The following is an 18,481-nucleotide window of genomic DNA, read 5'->3' as shown; positions in this document are numbered from 1 at the left end:
GTGAGCGAAGAAATCGAAGGTTACGAAAACAATCTGGAGCTGGAACTCTTCAAGGAGTACCGCGACGTCATCGGGTTGTTCAAGTACGTCGTGGAGACCGAGAGGCGTTTCTATCTGTGCAACCACGTTGATGTGCAGGCACGCCCGGTCGGCGGCGACGTCTTTTTCGAGCTGACGCTCAGCGACGCGTGGGTGTGGGACATCTACCGCTCGTCGCGCTTCGTGCGCTCTGTGCGCGTCATCACCTACAAGGACGTGAATGTCGAGGAGCTCTCCAAGCCGGAGCTCGACATCCCATAAATGCGGATGAGCCGCTCCGCGGTTGTCCACAGGCCTTTTTGCGAACCGCTCCCTATCCACAGGGGGCGGTTTTCGCATTGTGTCACAGACTGTCTCAGGCGCACTGTGGGTGCGGAGGTGATCCGTGATGGGATGCTCAATACGGCCCGATCGTCGGGCCATTGGCGCTGCGGGCGAATATACCGCTCGACTGGCGCTCGAAGAGGAAGGCCTGCGCCTTCTTGACACCAACTGGCGAGATGGTCGTCGGGGCGAGCTCGATATCATCGCGCGTGACGAGACCGATCCGTCGCGTTCGTGGACCGTGATCGTGGAGGTGCGCACCAGGGTCGGGCGCAGGAAGGGGAGTGCGCTTGCCTCGGTCGATCATCGCAAGGTGGCGCGGCTTCGAGCGCTGACGGGTGCGTGGTGCAGGGCACACGGTCACCTTGCTTCGCGTGTGCGTATCGACGTCGTCGCCATCACCGTGGACGCGCGGACGCTGGAATCCTGGCCGGCTCCCATGGACGAGGCAGTGGATCTTCGCGCTCTGGGGGCACAGGTCGTGTGGTTGAGGGGTGTGCAATGAGAGGGCCGGGACTTGCGCGCACGTACTCTATGAGCATCGTCGGCATCGAGGGACACCTTGTCGACGTGGAGACATACGCGGGGTCGGGCCTCGTGGCGTTCACGCTCGTCGGCCTGCTCGACACCTCCGTGCGCGAGGCACGCGATCGCGTGCGTGCTGCGTTCGAATCGTGTGGCCTGGACGTCTTGGACCAACGCATCACCGTAAATCTGTCCCCTGCTGGCATTCCGAAGTCGGGGTCGGCTTTTGACCTCTCGATCGCGGCGTCCATCGCTCTGGCCACAGGCCTCGTCTCGCCGGTGGCTTTTGAGGACGCGGTCCTCGTTGGTGAGCTTGCGTTGGATGGAAGTATTCAGCCGGTGCGCGGGGTGCTGCCGGCTGTGCTGGCCGCACGTTCGCGGGGCGTGCGCCGGGTGATCGTGCCGTCGGGATGCGGCCAGGAAGCGCGTCTGGTCAGCGGCATTGAGGTCCTTGACTTCGCGCATCTGGCTGACCTCATCGCCTGGGCCGGGGGAGAGGCTGTGAAGGCTCCGTTCCACGGGAGAATGGGTGTGCGCCGCGAGGGATACAGTGATGCTGATCCGACCCTCGCAGACATGGCCGACGTGCGTGGTCAGCCCGAGGCAATTGCGGCGATGGAAGTTGCAGCTGCCGGTGGGCACCACGTGTTTCTTCTCGGAGAGCCCGGATCTGGCAAGACGATGCTCGCCTCCCGACTGCCGACGATACTTCCAGATCTCGACGCCGACACCGCTCTCGTCACCACCTCGTTGCATTCGGTGGCGGGCCTGTTGCCTTCCTCGATATCGCTGATGACGCGGCCGCCATTCCAAGCCCCACACCATTCGGTGACCATGCCGGCGCTGATCGGTGGCGGCACGCGCACGCTCGTCCCCGGGGCAGCGTCGCTGGCGCATGGAGGGATCCTCTTTCTCGACGAGGCCGCCGAGTTTGCTCCCTCCGTCCTTGACTCGCTGCGCGAACCCCTCGAATCGGGTGTCATCCATGTGCATCGCTCGGGCGTTCAGGCGCGTTATCCCGCCGCATTCCAACTGGTGATGGCCTCTAATCCGTGCCCGTGTGGAGGCGGATACGGAGGGCGGCGATGCACCTGTTCCTCGATGAATCGACGCAGGTATCTCGCACGTTTGTCCGGGCCGTTGCTGGATCGGATGGACATCCGCATCGACGTGCACACCCCCAGTCGGGCGGACCTCGCGTCGACACAGACACGCGATTCCGCATCGATACGTGGGCGTGTTATCGAGGCGCGCTTGAGGGCACGCACGCGCCTTAAAGGCACGCCGTGGACCATGAACGCCCAGCTTCCGGGAGCGTGGCTGCGACACCACTCAGGCATCGATGCTTCGCTCATTCATCAACTTGATCGGCTCGTCGATTCCGGTCACTCGTCTATGCGCGGAATCGACCGGATGCTACGCCTGGCATGGACGCTCGCCGATCTCGAGGCTGTGCCTCGGCCGACCTTTGACCACATTGTTGCAGCGCAGCAGCTGCGGAACGGAGCGGATCACTATGAATGACACAGAACTGTGGGAGGCCGCCTGGTGGTCTGCCGTCGCTGAGCCGGCTGATCCGTGCGCACGCATCCTTCGTCAGTCCTTAGGGGATCGAGATGCGCGCGCGTGGCTGATCGGGGCTTGGTCGGCACCGCCGTTGGCGCTTGCCCGTCACTCGAGGATTGACTGGCACACGCAGTGGAATCGGTGGAGGCAGCGCGCCCTCTCGGTCGACATCGACAGTGAGCTGACACGCGTCGCTCGTGCGGGCGGCGGATTCATGACACCCGGCGATCCACGCTGGCCAGAGCACCTTGCGTGCCTGGGGGAGGAGGAGCCAATGGGATTGTGGTTCCTCGGCGACCTGCCCGGCGCTCCGCAGGCGGATCATCATCTGTCTATCGTGGGAGCTCGCGCTTCCACCGGCGCGGGAAACAGGTGCGCACGCAACATGGCGGCATTCGTCGCTGCGGCAGGCGTGACGGTCGTGTCTGGGGGAGCGATCGGCATTGATATTGAGGCTCACCGCGGTGCACTGTCTGCGCGTGGGCGCACGATCTGCATCCTCGCAGGGGGCGTGTGCAATCCCTACCCCGCGTGCCACGGTGGCGACTTTCGCACCGTCATCGATGGTGGTGGTGCCCTGATCTCCGAGGTCGCTCCCACCGCGAGGCCGGCGAAGTGGCGTTTCCTGACCCGTAACCGTCTGATTGCTGCATGGAGTGGGGCGACCGTGGTCGTCGAGGCGGGAGCGCGCTCCGGTGCCCTTGCGACGGCGCGGCGTGCCATGGAATACGGGCGTGAGCTAGGTGCAGTCCCCGGCGCGGTCGACGCGCCGATGTCAGTGGGGTGCCTCGAGCTCGCGCGCAACGGAGCGACGATCATCCGCGATGGGCGCGACGCCCTCGAACTCGTGCGCCCGGTGAGCGTTGACGCCGCCCAGCCTCTGTTCGGTATGCCGGTCGACGATGATCACGGGGTTGATGCCCTAGAGCCGACTCAGCGTCGGGTGTGGGAGGCTCTTCCCCGGAGTGCGCCCGCGTCGGTCGAAGCGATCTGTGTTGCTGCGGCACTGTCGCGCGAAGAAGTGAACTATGCGCTCATGGAGCTCTCGGTTGCGGGTCTAGTGGCCGGATCGACGCGTGGGTGGACGCGAACAGGCGGAGGCAGACCGTAGGATATCGATATGACACGCAATGTGGGGGAGCGCTGGGAAGAGTACTTGCGTCTTGGGCGGCGAATGAGCCCCCACACAGTTTCCGCGTACCTCGGGGATCTTCACTCGCTCATGGAGTTCCTCTCGCTCGACGCGGACGCGACCCCCGAGCAGTTGCGTGAGGCGCTCACGCAGCGCGCAGTGCGTTCCTGGTTGGCTCGCACCCTCGCGGATGGGGGAGCACGCTCGACGATCGCGCGCCACACCGCCGCGATTCGCAACTTCACCTCCTGGGCAATGCGTGAAGGAATCCTGGTGAGCGACCCCGCAGCGCTCCTGTCGTCTCCGCGCGCGGACCAGCTTCTGCCGTCTCCGCTCGATGAGTCCGATGCGAGGGTGCTCCTCAATACTGCTCGCGATGAAGCCGCGGCGGGAGGGGCCTCCCAGATTCGCAATTGGGCAATCCTCGAGCTGACGTACGCGTGCGGGCTTCGCGTCTCCGAAGTCTGTGCCCTCGACATCCCCTCCTTGAACCGCGAGGCCCTCACCGTGCGGGTCGTCGGTAAAGGTAACAAAGAGCGGGTGGTTCCCTACGGTCCTCCTGCTGCCGACGCCCTCGACCATTGGCTGGTACGAGGCCGTCCCCAGTTGGCCGGGGAGCGCAGCGGGAACGCCCTCTTCCTCGGCGATAAGGGTGGTCGCATCGATCCGCGCATCGTGCGGTCGATGGTACACAAGACGGCGGCTCGCGCAGGCGTGCACGACATCGCGCCACACGGGCTGCGCCATTCCACGGCGACGCACCTGCTGCAGGGCGGAGCCGACCTGCGTGCGGTCCAGGAGATGCTCGGTCACTCGTCGCTGTCGACCACCCAGCGCTACACCCACGTGGATACCGCTCGTCTGAGCGCGATCTATCAGCGGGCGCACCCCCGCGCCTAGGACCCTCGGGCTGGGACGCGCTGTCTCGTCGGTGATCGCCGACCGCGTTCGGTAATTCGTATGAGGCTATCGAGCCAACGCGTCGTCCCAGGGGAGAAGGCGCGGGCGCCCGAGCGTCATACGTATTGGATCGATGTACGTGCGCCTGCCGGTCTTTGCGCCCCAGTGCAGCGTGGGTGAGTCCCCTTCGACGAGGCCGATGATGCTTCCTTTCTGGACGTGATCGCCAACAGCAACTGATGGCGTCACGGGCAGATACGTCGACCAGACGACGCGCCCGCCGACCTCGTGCCGAATCGAAATGACGCCCCTGCCCGCGATGGGACCGGCAACGGTCACAGTGCCCGATGCACACGCGTACACCGGGGAGGGAGCCGGATACTGCAACGTCACCCCACGCCGCCCGGGAAGCCAGTCGTGGGCGGGTGGGGCGAATCCTTCGACGACGGCCACGGGCCCACCTGTTGGCCACTGCCACCGCTCGCGGTGCGGGGTTGCTACGCCCGGCGTTGTCGCAACAAGGAGCAGCGTGCTGACGAAGGTGGCGATCAGTGTAGCCGCTCTCAATCGGCCACGGTTCGGGATTACAGAGGTCATGACATCAGCGTGAGGGGACACGGCGCACAGGTCTAGTCGGCCGGCGTTGGTTGTGGATACTGCTGCGACGCGAAAGGACCCTGTGGATAACGAGCGAAGACGGCGTGTCTGTACCGAGCTGCCCTGGCCTCGTCGAAGATGAATCCAGTAGGCAACGTCTCATGCGCCTGGTTTCGGACATTTGTGCACTTGTGAGGTAAGATAGCCGGGCACTTGCCCTGTGCAGGTGACTTCGCGTGCCATTATCGCGACCCACGGGGAACCGCCAGGGGAGCGAGGCGCGGCGGCTTCGGTCCTTTCGGGGATGGTCGCCGGTCATGGCACCAGGGTGCGCAACGCGCACAGCTAACCGATAACCCGGGGGAAACCCCACTGATCACTCGCGACTTGCGGGGAAAGGACGAACCATGGCAGTCGTTACCATGCGTCAGCTCCTCGAGTCCGGTGTCCACTTCGGCCACCAGACTCGCCGTTGGAACCCGAAGATGAAGCGCTTCATCCTCACCGAGCGCAACGGCATCTACATCATTGACCTGCAGCAGACCATTGCTGACATCGACATCGCCTTCGACTTCGTGAAGCAGACCGTTGCCCACGGTGGCACTCTGCTCTTCGTTGGCACCAAGAAGCAGGCCCAGGAAGCCGTGGCCGAGCAGGCCCAGCGCGTCGGCATGCCCTACGTGAACCACCGTTGGCTCGGCGGCATGCTCACCAACTTCTCGACCGTTGCCACCCGTCTGCAGCGCCTGAAGGAACTCGAGCAGATCGACTTCGACGACGTGGCCTCCTCCGGTCACACCAAGAAGGAACTGCTCATGATGCGCCGTGAGAAGGACAAGCTCTCGCGCACTCTGGGCGGCATCCGCGACATGACCAAGGTTCCCTCGGCCGTGTGGATCGTCGACCCCAAGAAGGAGCACCTCGCGGTCTCCGAGGCTCGCAAGCTGCGCATCCCGATCGTCGCCATCCTCGACACCAACGCCGATCCGGACGAGGTCGACTACCGCATCCCCGGCAACGATGACGCCATCCGCGCCGTCGCGCTGCTGACCCGCGTGATCGCCGACGCCGTCGCCGAGGGCCTCATCGCCCGCTCCGACGTGCGCAAGGGCAAGGGCGAAGAGGCCGCCGCTGAGCCGCTGGCCGAGTGGGAGCGCGAGCTCCTCGAGGGCGAGGTTAAGGCTGACGAAGCTGCCGCTGCTGAGGTCGCCGAAGAGTCGACCACCAAGCAGGACTGAACTTTTAACTGAGAGGAATCATCCGATGGCGAATTTCACCGCTGCAGATGTGAAGGCGCTGCGTGAGCAGACCGGCGCCGGCATGATGGATGTCAAGAAGGCTCTGACCGAGGCCGACGGCGACGCCGAGAAGGCTCTCGAGATCATCCGCCTGAAGGGCCTGAAGTCCCTGTCCAAGCGCGAGGGCCGCCAGGCCTCCGCCGGCCTGCTGGCCGCGCAGACCGACGGCACCGTCGGCGTGCTGGTCGAGGTCAACTCCGAGACGGACTTCGTCGCCAAGAACCAGAAGTTCATCGACTTCTCTAACGAGGTCCTGGCCGCCGCCGTCGCTTCTGGTGCCGCCGACCTGGACGCGCTGTTCGCCGCCCCCATGGGCGAGGGCACCGTCAAGGACCGCCTGGACGCTTTCGCCGCCATCATCGGCGAGAAGCTGCAGGTTGGCCGCATCGTGCGCGTTGAGGGCGAGAACGTCGACCTCTACCTGCACCAGACCAACCCCGACCTGCCCCCGCAGGTTGGCGTCTTCGTCGTCACCGACGCCGCCGGCAAGTCCGTTGCCCACGACATCGCGATGCACGTTGCCGCCTACATGCCCGCCTACCTCGATCGCGATTCGGTTCCGGCCGACGTGCTCGACAAGGAGCGCGCCACCCTTGAGAAGATCACGCTCGAGGAAGGCAAGCCCGCCAACATCGTTCCCAAGATCGTTGAGGGCCGCCTGAACGCGTTCTACAAGGACAACTGCCTCGTTGACCAGGCCTTCGCGCGTGACCCCTCGAAGTCCGTTGCTCAGGTCCTCAAGGAGGCCGGCGCCACGGTCACCAACTTCGTGCGCGTGCACGTCGGTGCCTGATCTGGCCACGTCGTCAGCTTGCTGACAAATGGGAGCGGTCCCGCCGAACGGCGGGGCCGCTTCCCTTTTACCAGGTAGTATGGCTCTTAACCGTTCCGCCCTTCCCGGGCCGTTACAAAGGAGAAGCGTCATGTCGACGAACCGCCGCGTTTTGCTCAAGCTGTCCGGAGAAGCATTCGGGGGTGGATCGATCGGTTTGGACCCCAAGGTTGTCCGCAACATCGCGGAGCAGGTCGCGACGGCTGTGCGCGAGGGCGTCCAGGTGGCGATCGTCGTCGGTGGTGGCAACTTCTTCCGTGGTGCGCAGCTTGCCCGCGAGGGTCTTGAGCGCTCGCGCGCGGACTACATGGGCATGCTCGGCACCGTTATGAACGCGCTCGCACTCCAGGACTTTATCGATCAGTCCGGTGTCCCTGCCCGTGTGCAGACGGCCATCACGATGGCTCAGGTTGCCGAGCCCTACCTGCCGCTTCGAGCGATTCGTCACCTGGAGAAGGGGCGCGTCGTTGTCTTCGGCGCTGGCGCGGGCCTGCCGTACTTCTCGACGGACACGGTGTCCGCACAGCGTGCTCTGGAGATTCACTGCGACGAACTCCTCGTCGCCAAGAACGGCGTGGACGGCGTGTACGACGATGATCCGAACAAGAATCCCGACGCTCACCGCTTCGACACGCTGACCTATTCTGAGGCGCTGCGTCGCGATCTCAAGGTGATTGACGGTTCGGCGCTGGCCCTGTGCCGCGACAATGGACTGACGACGCGCATCTTTGGCATGGGTGGCGACGGTGCCGTGACCCGCGCGCTGATGGGCGATGAAATCGGTACCCTAGTGACGGCGTGATATAACCTTCACAGACCACTGACTTAAAGGAGCTCATAGTGATCGACGATATTCTCCTCGAGGCCGAGGAAAAGATGGACAAGGCCGTGGAAGCGGCCAGCCACGAGTTTTCGAACATTCGTACCGGACGTGCGACGTCTTCGATGTTCGAGCAGCTTCTGGTGGACTACTACGGCGCTCCGACGCCGATGCAGCAGCTTGCTAGCTTCCAGATTCCCGAGGCTCGCACCGTCCTGATCTCTCCCTTCGATCGCACCGCGACCCAGGAGATCATTCGCACACTGCGTGAGTCGGACCTTGGCGTGAACCCGACCGACGATGGCAACGTGGTGCGCGTCGTTCTGCCCGCCCTGACGGAGGAGCGCCGTAAGGAGTACGTGAAGCAGGCAAAGAGCAAGGCTGAGGACGGTCGTGTGTCCGTGCGCGGTGTGCGTCGTAAGGCGAAGGATCAGCTCGACCGCCTGAAGAAGGACGGCGAGGCCTCCGAGGACGACGTCGAGCGCGCTGAAAAGCAGCTTGATGGCCTTACGAAGGCCCACACCGAGCAGATCGACAAGATGCTCGCGACGAAGGAAAGCGAACTGCTGACGATCTGATGGCGTCGACGGATCGTTCACTTCTTGCCCGAGTCTTCTCCCCGGGCCCCACTCGCGACAATCATCCCGCGGATGGGGCAACGGGGAAGGCTGGGCGTAATCTTCCGCAGGCGATCACGACCGCAGTCGTCCTGATTGCCGCGGTCGCCGTCCCTCTATTCACCTCGCTGCCCGCGTTTGTCGGCGTCATCGCCTTCGTGTGCCTGGTTGGCATCTGGGAACTCGCGGGTGCTTTCGCTCGCATGGGTATCACGCTGACGGTGACGCCCCTGTATGTCGGCGCTATCGGCATGGTGACCTGCGCGTGGTGGCTGGGCACAGAGGGCATGCTCTTCGCCCTGTACATCACGGTATTCGTCTGCGCGGCGTGGAGACTCCTGGACCGTCGTCAACAGTCGCGAATGAGCGACGTTGTATCGTCAACGTTTGCCGCCGTCTACGTGCCGTTCCTGGCCTCGTTCGTCGTCCTCATGATGGCGGCGTGGCAGAACGCCTGGGTGTTTGTCGTCTTTGAACTCATGGTCATCGCCAACGACACTGGCGGCTGGGCTGCCGGCGTCATGTTCGGCAAGCACCCCATGGCTCCCGCTCTGTCTCCGAAGAAATCCTGGGAAGGCTTCGCAGGTTCTGCCCTGACGGCCATCGCCGTCGGCGTGGTCGGGCTGTGGTTGCTGGGAGCTTCCTGGTGGTGGGGTGTCGTTGCGGGTATCTCCATCGCCTTTGTGGGTACGATGGGCGACCTGACCGAGTCTCTCATTAAGCGTGAGGCCGGCCTGAAAGACATGTCGCAGATCCTGCCGGGCCACGGTGGTGTTCTCGACCGAGTGGACGCGCTGCTCATGAGCGCGCCGGTTGCCTACTTCAGTTTTGCGTGGGCGCTGCCGGGTATTTCTTGGGAGTCTAGCCATTGAGTCAATCGACGAAGGGGCCCCGCGGGGCGCAGGCGCGTACGCCGAACACCCTGGGGGTGTCGGATCTTCAGCGTCGCAGCCCGCGCCGTGAGGTTCGTCCGACCGATCAGCCGCCGGAGGGGGCGACTCATAAGGACGCTAAGCCGGTCCTGTCGTTCACCGCGAAGCGGCGTGGAAAGGCTCCGTCGCATCTCGCTGATCTGGATGCTGTAGCCCGCAAGCAGGTGCTGAAGGACCTGGGGTTGCCCGCTTTCCGCGCCGATCAGCTGTCGCGCCATTACTTCACGCATTTTGAGGCTGATCCCGCGAACATGAGCGATATCCCGGCTGGGATGCATGAAGCGGTCTCGGATGCCCTGTTGCCCAAGCTCGTGACGAAGGTTGTATCCCTAGAGGCTGACGGTGGGCGCACGATCAAGGATTTGTGGCGCCTGTACGACGGCGCGCAGGTCGAGTCTGTTCTCATGCGCTACCCCCAGCGAACGACGCTGTGCGTCTCGTCGCAGGCGGGCTGCGGCATGGCGTGTCCATTCTGCGCGACGGGTCAGATGGGCCTGACGCGCAACCTGTCGACGGCGGAGATCGTCGACCAGGTTCGAGAGGCCCAGGCATCGTGCCGTGACGGCAAGCTGGCCGGTGGTCCGACGAAGCTGTCCAACGTCGTCTTCATGGGCATGGGCGAGCCCCTCGCTAACTACAAGACGGTTGTCGCCGCGCTCCACCGGTTGATTGATCCGGCGCCCGAGGGCTTCGGTATGAGCGCCCGCAACATCACCGTGTCGACGGTCGGCTTGGTCCCCGCGATCAAGAAGCTGGCGGGGGAGGGCATGCCGGTGACGCTCGCGGTCTCGCTCCATGCGCCCGACGATGATCTTCGTGACGAGCTGATCCCGATCAACTCGCGGTGGAAGGTCGGCGAGCTGCTCGATGCGGCGCGCGGGTACTTCCTCGCGACGGGTCGGCGCGTGTCGATCGAATACGCGCTCATCAAGAACATGAACGATCAGGAATGGCGCGCGCAGCTGCTGGCCGATGAACTCAATAAGCGCGGCCACGGCTGGGTGCATGTGAACCCCATCCCCTTGAATCCGACGCCCGGGTCCATCTGGACGGCATCGACGCGGGCTGCTCAGGAGGCGTTCGTCAAGCGCCTGCAGGACAACGGTATCGCGACGTCGATCCGTGATACGCGCGGCTCGGATATTGACGGCGCGTGTGGGCAGCTGGCGACGGCGGTTGCTGACGGTAAGCGCCCGGTCGGGGAGGTGCGCGCGTGATCAGGACAGATTTTTCCCGCAGTTTCCTGCGCATGGGCTACGACGTGAGCGAGGTCCTGACTTTTCTCGCGGACGTCGAACGCACACTGACTGGCGAGGAGATGGATCCTGAGAGGGTCGTGACGGCTCAGAAGGCTCTGGATCTGGAGTTTTCTACGAAACTGCGCGGCTTCAATGACGAGGAGGTCGATGCAGAGATCGACCGTCTCATTGACATGCTGCGTCACGCCGAGCGCAGGCGAGTGGCGTGCCGTGCGAACAGTGTGGGCAGCGACGTTCACGCTGCGACGCTGCCAGCTACGGAGCCGACTACCGTTTCTTCTGAGTATGCTGATTTCGGCACGCCTGAGGCCGTCGAACAGATTCTTCGTTCCATGACACAGGAAAAGGAGCAGTCATGACTGAGTTTCCTAGGGTTGGTCTCTTCTCGAAGGGCTACGACTGCGCACAGGTCGATGCGTTCTTCGAAGACGCTCGCCGCGCCTACGAGGGTGGTGTTCCCCCGGAGCAGTTCAGCTCAGAGCAGGTGCGTCTGGCCACTTTTGAGCTGAAGAATCGCGGCTACAACATCGATGCCGTGGACGCTGCAATGAACCGCCTGGAGGCGGCTTTCGTGAAACGTGATCGCGCGGATTCGGTCGCAGCTGAGGGTGAGGCAGCGTGGTACGACAGGGTCGCCGACCGTGCGACGACCCTGTACCCGCGTCTGCAGCGCCCCCGCGGTGAGCGCTTCGCACACCCGACGTCGGGACGTGGCTACTCCTGCGAGGAAGTTGACGATCTGCTGGATCGTATCGTGGCGTACTTCGACGAGGCCGGGGAGCTGACCGCTGACGAGATTCGTCTGTCGACCTTCCGCCCCAAGCGCGGCAAGAAGGCCTACATGGAGGGCCCCGTGGACGCGTACCTCGGGCGTGCCGTCGAAATTCTGCTTGCGGTTGACTGATGCCCGTGTCGGTGGAAGAACACACGTCCACTATCCCCGTCGTCCTGCTTGGCTCGACGGGATCGATCGGTACCCAGGCACGTGAGGTCATCGAGGCGAACCGCGGGCGTTTCGACGTCCTTGGCCTCAGCGCCGGCGGTGCGTCGATCACCGAGCTTGCCGTGCAGATCGTCGCGTTGAATCCCGCGTACGTGGGCGTGGCTCGCGACGTTCGCGAGGAATTGTCGGCTGCTGTGGAGTCGATGGGTGGCACGTGCCCGGAGGTTTTCGTCGGCGAGAACGCGTCCGTTGAGGTTGTGTGCGCGTCCGTTGAGCGTGCGGCGCAGCTGTACCCGCGAGCAACGCCGGTGGTGCTCAACGGCATTACGGGCGGTGTGGGCCTGTCGTCGACGCTTGCTGCTTTGAAGTGCGGTGCGCGCCTGGCGCTGGCGAACAAGGAGTCGCTGGTCGTCGGTGGTGCGCTCGTGAAGAACGCCATGCGTTTCCCGGGGCAGATCGTCCCGGTGGATTCCGAGCATTCGGCGATCGCCCAGGCGTTGGCTTCGGGTGTGCATGAACGCGGTCTCACCTCTTCGTTGGTGTCTGGCCGCTCCGAGGTCGCAGATCTCGTGCTGACCGCGTCGGGTGGCCCCTTCCGTGGCCGCACGCGCGATCAGTTGCGTGGCGTGCGCGCCGAGCAAGCCTTGGCGCATCCGACGTGGCAGATGGGGCCCGTCGTCACGATCAACTCGTCGACCCTGATCAACAAGGGGTTGGAACTCATTGAGGCCCACCTGCTGTTCGACGTCGCGCCCGAGCACATCATCGCGACCGTGCACCCGCAGTCCATCGTGCATTCGATGGTGACGTGGTACGACGGCGCGACGACGCTCCAGGCCTCACCTCCGGATATGCGTCTGCCGATTGCGCTTGGGCTCACCTGGCCCGAGCGCCTCCGGGACGTCGAGAAGCCGCTGACCTGGGCGTCCGCATCGGAGTGGACCTTTGAGCCGGTGGATAACGAGACGTTCCCCGCGATCAACCTTGCTCGCTTCGCGGTCGCGGCCTCGGCGACGCATCCCGCGGTGCTCAACGCCGCGAACGAGGTGCTAGTTGACGCGTTTATCGCGGGGGAGGTGCCGTGGCTTGCGATCGTGGACACGGTGGCGAGCGTTGTGCATGAGCATGAGGGCGTCGCTGACCCCTCGTTGGATGACATCGTGGCAGCACAGCGCTGGGCTGATCAGCGTGCGCGCGAACTCGTTCGCGTCGGCCAGTGGAAGGATATGTGAGCGTGGGCTCAATCGTCGGTATTGTCGTTGTCGTTATCGGAATCTTGGCGTCGGTTGCCCTGCACGAGGTGGGGCATATGCTCCCCGCGAAGAAGTTTGGGGTGCTGGTCCCCGATTACGCGGTGGGTTTTGGTCCGGCCCTGTGGAAGAAGAAGATCGGCGACACAACCTATGCGCTGCGCGCGATTTTGCTTGGCGGTTACGTGAAGATCGTCGGCATGTACGCGCCGGCACGACCGGGTACTCGGCTCGTGGGTCGCGGCGGTAAGCCGACGCTCGCGCAGGAGGCTCGTGAGGCCTCGGCCGTGGAGATCCCTGACGGCCAGGAACACCGCGCGTTCTACCGTCTGAGCGCCCCGAAGAAGATCGCGGTCATGCTTGGTGGCCCGCTCATGAATCTGCTGATCTGCATCGTCTTGTCGGCGGTGACGATGATCGGCATCGGTGCTCCCACGGCCTCGCGCACGATTGCGGACGTCCCGGCCACGATCATGAGCGCTTCCGGTGAGGTCGCTTCCCCCGCGTACGAGGCAGGGGTTCGCCCCGGGGACACGGTCGTCGCGTGGAATGGGCAGCCGGTTGCCACCTTCGCGGAGCTGCAGCACGCGGTTGGGGCCACCCAGGAGGGAGAGTCTGCCGTGCTGACGGTGGAGCGCGACGGCAGCACCGTGGACCTGAGTGTTTCTCCTGTGACGGGCGCTCAGGGGGCGCGCTTGGTGGGCGTGACGGCTGGATACGAGTACGTGTCGGCGTCGCCCGCTGATGTGGCAGCGGCGAACTGGCAGATGTTCACCGGGACGACGGCGGTCGTGACCCGTCTGCCTCAGGCTGTGTGGCAGGTCGGCCGCTCCGTGTTCACTGACGAAAAGCGCGACTCCTCGGGTGTCGTGTCCGTCGTGGGCGTGGGGCGCCTGGCCGGAGAGGTGACGGGTGATTCGCAGGCGCTGGGTCTGCGCGACACGCGTCAGGTTGTCGCCGTGCTGCTGAGCCTCTTGGCATCGCTCAACATGGCCCTTTTCGTCTTTAACCTGATCCCGTTGCCGCCGCTGGACGGCGGGCACATTCTCGGGGCGATCTATGAGGGTGTGCGCCGAACGGTGGCCCGCGTGCGTGGGGCGGAGGATCCCGGCCCGGCGGACACGGCTCGCCTCGTTCCCGTTACCTGGGTTGTCGGCGGCCTGCTGGTCGCGATGAGCGTCATTTTGATCGTTGCAGACATCGTGAAGCCGGTGTCGCTCGGCTGAGCGCAGGCAGGTTACACACATCTGCCCGAAAAGCGACTCTGACCACGCGTTCGTGGTCCGTGTGGGAAGGAAGGCCACTGTGCGGGATAATGACACGGTGAGTGAAATCAATCTTGGTATGCCCGAAGTCGCGGCGTCGCCGTTCCCGCGCAAGCAGACGCGTCGCATCATGGTGGGTGACGTTCCCGTGGGCGGTGGCGCGCGGGTTTCCGTCCAGTCCATGACGACGACGAAGACGCACGACATCGGCGCGACCCTCCAGCAGATCGCCGAGCTGACGGCCGCCGGCTGCGACATCGTTCGCGTCGCCTGCCCGACGGATAAGGACGCGGACGCGCTGCCGATCATCGCGAGGCAGTCGCGTATCCCGGTGATCGCTGACATTCACTTCAAGCCGAAGTACGTCTTCCAGGCGATCGAGGCCGGCTGTGGTGCCGTGCGTGTGAATCCGGGTAACATCCGCAAGTTCGATGACCAGGTGAAGGACATCTGCAAGGCCGCCTCCGATCACGGCGTGTCGCTGCGCATCGGTGTGAACGCAGGATCGCTCGATCCTCGACTGCTGAAGAAGTACGGCCGTGCCACGCCCGAGGCCCTCGTCGAGTCCGCGATCTGGGAAGCCTCCCTGTTCGAGGAGAACGACTTCCACGACTTCAAGATCTCGGTCAAGCACCACGATGTGCTGACGATGATCCAGGCCTACCGCATGCTGTCCGAGGCGGGGGACTGGCCCCTGCACCTGGGCGTCACCGAGGCCGGTCCCGCCTTCCAGGGAACGATTAAGTCCGTGTCCGCTTTCTCGGTGCTTCTGGCCGAGGGGATCGGTGACACGATTCGCGTCTCGCTGTCCGCTCCTCCCGTTGAGGAGATTAAGGTGGGCACGAAGATGCTGGAGTTCATGGGTCTGCGCGAGAAGACTCTCGAGATCGTCTCGTGCCCGTCGTGTGGTCGCGCCCAGGTGGACGTGTGGACTCTCGCCGAGGACGTCACCGAGGGCCTGAAGGACCTGACGGTCCCGCTGCGCGTGGCCGTGATGGGCTGCGTCGTGAACGGTCCGGGTGAGGCTCGCGAGGCCGACCTGGGTGTCGCCTCCGGCAACGGCAAGGGACAGATCTTCATTCGTGGCGAGGTCGTCGAGACCGTGCCCGAGGACCAGATCGTCGAGACCCTCATTCGCCGTGCGAACGCGCTCGCGGAGGAACTGGGCCTGGAGCCCGGTTCCGGCAGCGTAGAGGTCGGCCCAATCACCGCCCCGGACGTCAAGCTCCCGGGCATCGATTTCTAAGTTGTTGATAAGGACTATCGGATGCGTATTCGCACTCTTGCCGCTCTGTCCCTCGTCGCCGGCGCATGCGCCGTTGCGGCCACCGGCTTTCCTCGGCGCATCGGCCTGACGGCCTCGCAGGCGGACGTGTCGCTCCCGGGAGATCTCATCCTGCCCGGTGCGAACGTCGTGGTTGATCGCGGCATCGCGATCGATGCGCCCGCGTCCGTCGTGTGGGATGTCCTCGGCCACGTGTTCGAGCCGGAGGATGAGTCCACGATCATTGACATCGAGGACGAGGACCACATTCTCATGCGCGTCGCGCCTCCGGCCGCCCCGGAAGGCGCCGAGGCCTCGGGCACGTGCGTCATCGCTCTGCTGCAGCTGTCTCCCTCGCGCACGCTCCTGCACATCCGTGAACGTCACGAGGCGCAGGGGCGCGACCGAGTGCTCGCGTGGGCGGGTGTCGCAGCCGAGTCGCTGTCCTCGTTGTCGATGCTGCGCGATCTGCGCGATGCGTGCGTAGGCGGGCTCGTTGATGCCTGATTAGTCTCGTTCCCGCCGTTTCGGTTGGACATTACTCCCCGTTGGTGTTGTAGTATCAGCCTGTACGCAACGCCAACGGGGATGTTGCATTGTCCGAAGGGGGACGCTGTGTCCAACTCTACTGCCGTCATCGCAATGGTGGGTCTCGTCATCGCATCCGTGTGGGCGTGGGCGTGGCTCGGTTTCGGCGCGAGCGCCCGACGTATGTCGGTGCGTCTGGAGATCGGTGGTGGAAGCGCGGCTGGTGAGATGTCGGCGCTCGTGTGGCCGCTCATGCCTTTCCTCTCCCTCTTGTGGTTCCTGACGGGGGACCTGATGGCCCGTGAGGCCTCGGGCTTTGCCACGGCAGGTCCCTGCATGCTCATCGCTCTGGTTCTCGCTGCAATGGTCGGCGTCGCTGTGCGAGCCCTGTACCTGGGCGGGCTCCCCGCGTGGGCGTACCCGGGCTGGATGGCTCGCCGGTACTACGCGTCGCACCCGGGCGCCCGTGAGCGCGAGCTGGGTGCCCGCGCGGTCATCTGAGGGCTTCCCAACGCCTCGATTGGGGGGCTCCACGGCTGTGCCGGTGGCCCCAGGGCCTTTGCGTGCCGTACTCTTGGAGCATGCTTCGAAATCTCTCGACTTTCTTCCTGCGAACCCTGCGTGAGGACCCGGCCGACGCCGAGGTCAATTCGCACAAGCTTCTGGTGCGTGCCGGCTACATTCGACGCTCCGCCCCGGGCATCTACACGTGGCTGCCCCTCGGCCTGCGCACGCTGCGCAAGATCGAGGACATCGTCCGCGAGGAGATGGATGCGATGGGCGCTCAGGAAGTGCACTTCCCGGGCCTGATCCCCGCCGAGCCCTACAAGGCGACGAACCGTTGGGAAGAGTACGGGCCGACGCTGTTTAAGCTCAACGACCGTAAGGGCGGCGACTACCTGCTGGCCCCCACGCACGAGGAAATGTTCACCCTGCTGGTGAAGGACATGTACTCCTCGTACAAGGACCTGCCCGCCACGCTGTACCAGATTCAGACGAAGTACCGTGACGAGGCCCGCCCGCGCGCCGGTCTGATCCGCGGCCGCGAGTTCGTCATGAAGGACGCCTACTCCTTCGACATCGACGACGAGGGTCTGAACGCCTCCTACCAGGCTGAGCGCGATACCTACGAGCGCATCTTCCAGCGCCTGGGTCTGCGCTACGTCATCGTCTCCGCGATGAGTGGCGCGATGGGCGGCTCCCGCTCCGAGGAGTTCCTGCACCCCTCGCCGATCGGTGAGGACACCTTCGTGGCGTCCCCGGGTGGCTACGCCGCCAACGCCGAGGCCGTGACGACCCCCGTGCCTGAGGCTCAGGATGCGTCCGGCGTGCCCGCGCCCCTTGAGGTTCCGACCCCCGACGCTCCGACCATCGAGTCGCTCGTTGATCTGCTCAACGATCAGTATCCGCGCGAGGACCGTCCCTGGACCGCCGCCGACACGCTGAAGAACGTCGTCGTGACGCTGACGCACCCGGACGGCGAGCACGAGCTCCTCGTCGTGGGCGTGCCCGGCGACCGTGACGTTGACATGAAGCGTCTCGAGGCCGCCGTGGCTCCCGCCGAGGTCGAGATGGCGTCGGATTCCGACTTCGTGCCGCACCCCGAGCTGGTGCGCGGCTACATCGGCCCGACGGTTCTCGGACCGAACTCCCCGAAGCGCGTCGTGGACGAGGAGGGCAACGCCTCCGGTTCCGTGCGTTACCTGGTGGACCCGCGCGTCGTCGAGGGAACCGCCTGGGTGACGGGTGCAAACGCCGAGCAGCGTCACGTCCTGAACCTCGTAATGGGCCGCGACTTCGCCGCCGACGGTACGATCGAGGCCGCCGAGGTGCGCGAGGGCGACCTGGCTCCCGACGGCTCGGGCCCCCTCCACCTAGAGCGCGGCATCGAGATCGGTCATATCTTCCAGCTGGGCCGTAAGTACGCCAAGGCTCTCGGTTTGACTGTCCTCGACGAGAACGGCAAGACCCAGGTCGTCACCATGGGTTCGTACGGCATCGGCGTTACCCGCGTCATGGCAGCGCTGGCCGAGGCCAACTGCGATGACAAGGGTCTGAGCTGGCCCGCGCAGATCGCCCCCTTTGACGTGCATGTCCTGGCTACCGGCAAGGGTGACGAAGTCTTTGAGACCGCGCAGTCTCTGGGCGAGGAGCTCGACGCGGCCGGCCTGGATGTTCTCGTCGACGATCGCCGTAAGGTGAGTGCCGGTGTGAAGTTCAAGGACTACGAGCTCGTGGGCGTGCCCTTCGGCCTGGTTGTCGGACGTTCGCTGGCCGACAGCGAGGTGGAGATCCGCGTGCGCGCCACCGGCGAGACCATCGTCTTACCCGTCGAGGAAGCCGTTGCGCGCCTGCGCGAGCTTCACGCTGCGGCCCTGAAGGGGGAATGA

Annotated in this window: 20 protein-coding genes; 19 read left to right on the top strand and 1 reads right to left on the bottom strand. The window is 64.7% G+C overall.

All coding sequences use genetic code 11. The features are described 5' to 3' along the window. The 5 genes from FOC40_RS06810 (at nucleotide 1) to FOC40_RS06790 (ending at nucleotide 4,486) form a co-directional block, all read left to right on the top strand. Complete coding sequence (locus FOC40_RS06810; protein ID WP_003795316.1) at nucleotides 1-300, top strand: DUF2469 domain-containing protein; 300 nt, start codon at nucleotides 1-3, stop codon at nucleotides 298-300. A gap of 127 nt (nucleotides 301-427) precedes the next feature. Beyond that, nucleotides 428-868 (top strand): YraN family protein, encoded by a 441-nt coding sequence (locus FOC40_RS06805; RefSeq protein WP_003795318.1) that lies wholly within the window; start codon nucleotides 428-430, stop codon nucleotides 866-868. Then, nucleotides 865-2,412, top strand: a complete 1,548-nt coding sequence (locus tag FOC40_RS06800) for a YifB family Mg chelatase-like AAA ATPase (RefSeq protein ID WP_039929382.1) — start codon at nucleotides 865-867, stop codon at nucleotides 2,410-2,412. Before FOC40_RS06805 ends, FOC40_RS06800 begins: the two co-directional genes overlap by 4 nt. Beyond that, nucleotides 2,405-3,565 (top strand): DNA-processing protein DprA, encoded by a 1,161-nt coding sequence (gene dprA, locus FOC40_RS06795; protein WP_003795323.1) that lies wholly within the window; start codon nucleotides 2,405-2,407, stop codon nucleotides 3,563-3,565. The genes FOC40_RS06800 and dprA overlap by 8 nt, the downstream gene beginning before the upstream one ends. A 9-nt stretch (nucleotides 3,566-3,574) precedes the next feature. After that, entirely contained in the window at nucleotides 3,575-4,486 is a 912-nt protein-coding gene (locus FOC40_RS06790) for a tyrosine recombinase XerC (protein WP_039929384.1), read from the top strand. A gap of 66 nt (nucleotides 4,487-4,552) precedes the next feature. On the opposite strand, the gene FOC40_RS06785 is transcribed toward FOC40_RS06790, so the two are convergent. Then, the gene (locus FOC40_RS06785; protein WP_081445518.1) at nucleotides 4,553-5,083 is read right to left on the bottom strand and encodes a M23 family metallopeptidase; all 531 of its coding nucleotides are present in this window, start codon (nucleotides 5,081-5,083) and stop codon (nucleotides 4,553-4,555) included. A gap of 407 nt (nucleotides 5,084-5,490) precedes the next feature. Here FOC40_RS06785 and rpsB point away from each other — a divergent pair, with 407 nt between their 5' ends. From rpsB to FOC40_RS06715, 14 genes are all read left to right on the top strand, one after another. Further along, entirely contained in the window at nucleotides 5,491-6,321 is an 831-nt protein-coding gene (rpsB, locus tag FOC40_RS06780; RefSeq protein ID WP_003795329.1) for a 30S ribosomal protein S2, read from the top strand. 25 nt (nucleotides 6,322-6,346) lie between these two features. Beyond that, nucleotides 6,347-7,174: a translation elongation factor Ts gene (gene tsf / locus FOC40_RS06775; protein WP_003795330.1), complete on the top strand. Its 828-nt coding sequence runs from the start codon at nucleotides 6,347-6,349 to the stop codon at nucleotides 7,172-7,174. A 130-nt stretch (nucleotides 7,175-7,304) separates the two neighbouring features. After that, nucleotides 7,305-8,015, top strand: coding sequence for a UMP kinase (pyrH, locus tag FOC40_RS06770; RefSeq protein ID WP_003795332.1), 711 nt, complete (start codon nucleotides 7,305-7,307; stop codon nucleotides 8,013-8,015). 38 nt (nucleotides 8,016-8,053) lie between these two features. After that, nucleotides 8,054-8,611 (top strand): ribosome recycling factor, encoded by a 558-nt coding sequence (gene frr, locus FOC40_RS06765; protein ID WP_003795334.1) that lies wholly within the window; start codon nucleotides 8,054-8,056, stop codon nucleotides 8,609-8,611. Beyond that, nucleotides 8,611-9,522 (top strand): phosphatidate cytidylyltransferase, encoded by a 912-nt coding sequence (locus tag FOC40_RS06760; protein ID WP_003795337.1) that lies wholly within the window; start codon nucleotides 8,611-8,613, stop codon nucleotides 9,520-9,522. The genes frr and FOC40_RS06760 overlap by 1 nt, the downstream gene beginning before the upstream one ends. Further along, nucleotides 9,519-10,799, top strand: a complete 1,281-nt coding sequence (rlmN, locus tag FOC40_RS06755) for a 23S rRNA (adenine(2503)-C(2))-methyltransferase RlmN (RefSeq protein WP_003795339.1) — start codon at nucleotides 9,519-9,521, stop codon at nucleotides 10,797-10,799. Before FOC40_RS06760 ends, rlmN begins: the two co-directional genes overlap by 4 nt. Then, on the top strand, nucleotides 10,796-11,200 hold the full coding sequence (locus tag FOC40_RS06750; protein ID WP_231125982.1) for a hypothetical protein: 405 nt from the start codon (nucleotides 10,796-10,798) through the stop codon (nucleotides 11,198-11,200). The genes rlmN and FOC40_RS06750 overlap by 4 nt, the downstream gene beginning before the upstream one ends. After that, nucleotides 11,197-11,745 (top strand): DivIVA domain-containing protein, encoded by a 549-nt coding sequence (locus tag FOC40_RS06745; RefSeq protein WP_003795344.1) that lies wholly within the window; start codon nucleotides 11,197-11,199, stop codon nucleotides 11,743-11,745. Before FOC40_RS06750 ends, FOC40_RS06745 begins: the two co-directional genes overlap by 4 nt. Continuing rightward, nucleotides 11,745-13,016 (top strand): 1-deoxy-D-xylulose-5-phosphate reductoisomerase, encoded by a 1,272-nt coding sequence (dxr, locus tag FOC40_RS06740; RefSeq protein WP_003795345.1) that lies wholly within the window; start codon nucleotides 11,745-11,747, stop codon nucleotides 13,014-13,016. Before FOC40_RS06745 ends, dxr begins: the two co-directional genes overlap by 1 nt. Before the next feature lie 2 nt (nucleotides 13,017-13,018). Then, nucleotides 13,019-14,260 carry a M50 family metallopeptidase gene (locus tag FOC40_RS06735; protein ID WP_039929389.1) on the top strand — a complete coding sequence of 414 codons (1,242 nt, stop codon included), beginning with the start codon at nucleotides 13,019-13,021 and terminating at the stop codon, nucleotides 14,258-14,260. A 118-nt stretch (nucleotides 14,261-14,378) separates the two neighbouring features. Next, the gene (gene ispG / locus FOC40_RS06730) at nucleotides 14,379-15,545 is read left to right on the top strand and encodes a flavodoxin-dependent (E)-4-hydroxy-3-methylbut-2-enyl-diphosphate synthase (RefSeq protein WP_003795349.1); all 1,167 of its coding nucleotides are present in this window, start codon (nucleotides 14,379-14,381) and stop codon (nucleotides 15,543-15,545) included. Nucleotides 15,546-15,566: 21 nt separating this feature from the next. Beyond that, nucleotides 15,567-16,070 carry a hypothetical protein gene (locus tag FOC40_RS06725; protein ID WP_003792802.1) on the top strand — a complete coding sequence of 168 codons (504 nt, stop codon included), beginning with the start codon at nucleotides 15,567-15,569 and terminating at the stop codon, nucleotides 16,068-16,070. A gap of 81 nt (nucleotides 16,071-16,151) precedes the next feature. After that, nucleotides 16,152-16,592: a hypothetical protein gene (locus FOC40_RS06720; protein WP_003795351.1), complete on the top strand. Its 441-nt coding sequence runs from the start codon at nucleotides 16,152-16,154 to the stop codon at nucleotides 16,590-16,592. A gap of 80 nt (nucleotides 16,593-16,672) precedes the next feature. Next, nucleotides 16,673-18,481, top strand: coding sequence for a proline--tRNA ligase (locus FOC40_RS06715; RefSeq protein WP_003795353.1), 1,809 nt, complete (start codon nucleotides 16,673-16,675; stop codon nucleotides 18,479-18,481).

Source organism: Schaalia odontolytica, assembly GCF_009730335.1.
In the GTDB taxonomy this organism is placed as follows: domain Bacteria; phylum Actinomycetota; class Actinomycetes; order Actinomycetales; family Actinomycetaceae; genus Pauljensenia; species Pauljensenia dentiphila.
Note: the sequence above shows the minus strand (reverse complement) of the source record. Positions and strands in the feature narration are given on the sequence as shown.

What these genes read in the sequence shown, in the direction of transcription:
- FOC40_RS06805 (WP_003795318.1), top strand. Translation starts at nt 428, where the DNA reads ATGGGATGCTCAATACGGCCCGATCGTCGGGCCATTGGCGCTGCGGGC.
- FOC40_RS06800 (WP_039929382.1), top strand. Translation starts at nt 865, where the DNA reads ATGAGAGGGCCGGGACTTGCGCGCACGTACTCTATGAGCATCGTCGGC.
- dprA (WP_003795323.1), top strand. Translation starts at nt 2,405, where the DNA reads ATGAATGACACAGAACTGTGGGAGGCCGCCTGGTGGTCTGCCGTCGCT.
- FOC40_RS06790 (WP_039929384.1), top strand. Translation starts at nt 3,575, where the DNA reads ATGACACGCAATGTGGGGGAGCGCTGGGAAGAGTACTTGCGTCTTGGG.
- FOC40_RS06785 (WP_081445518.1), bottom strand. Translation starts at nt 5,083, where the DNA reads ATGACCTCTGTAATCCCGAACCGTGGCCGATTGAGAGCGGCTACACTG.
- rpsB (WP_003795329.1), top strand. Translation starts at nt 5,491, where the DNA reads ATGGCAGTCGTTACCATGCGTCAGCTCCTCGAGTCCGGTGTCCACTTC.
- tsf (WP_003795330.1), top strand. Translation starts at nt 6,347, where the DNA reads ATGGCGAATTTCACCGCTGCAGATGTGAAGGCGCTGCGTGAGCAGACC.
- pyrH (WP_003795332.1), top strand. Translation starts at nt 7,305, where the DNA reads ATGTCGACGAACCGCCGCGTTTTGCTCAAGCTGTCCGGAGAAGCATTC.
- FOC40_RS06760 (WP_003795337.1), top strand. Translation starts at nt 8,611, where the DNA reads ATGGCGTCGACGGATCGTTCACTTCTTGCCCGAGTCTTCTCCCCGGGC.
- FOC40_RS06745 (WP_003795344.1), top strand. Translation starts at nt 11,197, where the DNA reads ATGACTGAGTTTCCTAGGGTTGGTCTCTTCTCGAAGGGCTACGACTGC.
- dxr (WP_003795345.1), top strand. Translation starts at nt 11,745, where the DNA reads ATGCCCGTGTCGGTGGAAGAACACACGTCCACTATCCCCGTCGTCCTG.
- ispG (WP_003795349.1), top strand. Translation starts at nt 14,379, where the DNA reads ATGCCCGAAGTCGCGGCGTCGCCGTTCCCGCGCAAGCAGACGCGTCGC.
- FOC40_RS06725 (WP_003792802.1), top strand. Translation starts at nt 15,567, where the DNA reads ATGCGTATTCGCACTCTTGCCGCTCTGTCCCTCGTCGCCGGCGCATGC.
- FOC40_RS06720 (WP_003795351.1), top strand. Translation starts at nt 16,152, where the DNA reads ATGTTGCATTGTCCGAAGGGGGACGCTGTGTCCAACTCTACTGCCGTC.
- FOC40_RS06715 (WP_003795353.1), top strand. Translation starts at nt 16,673, where the DNA reads ATGCTTCGAAATCTCTCGACTTTCTTCCTGCGAACCCTGCGTGAGGAC.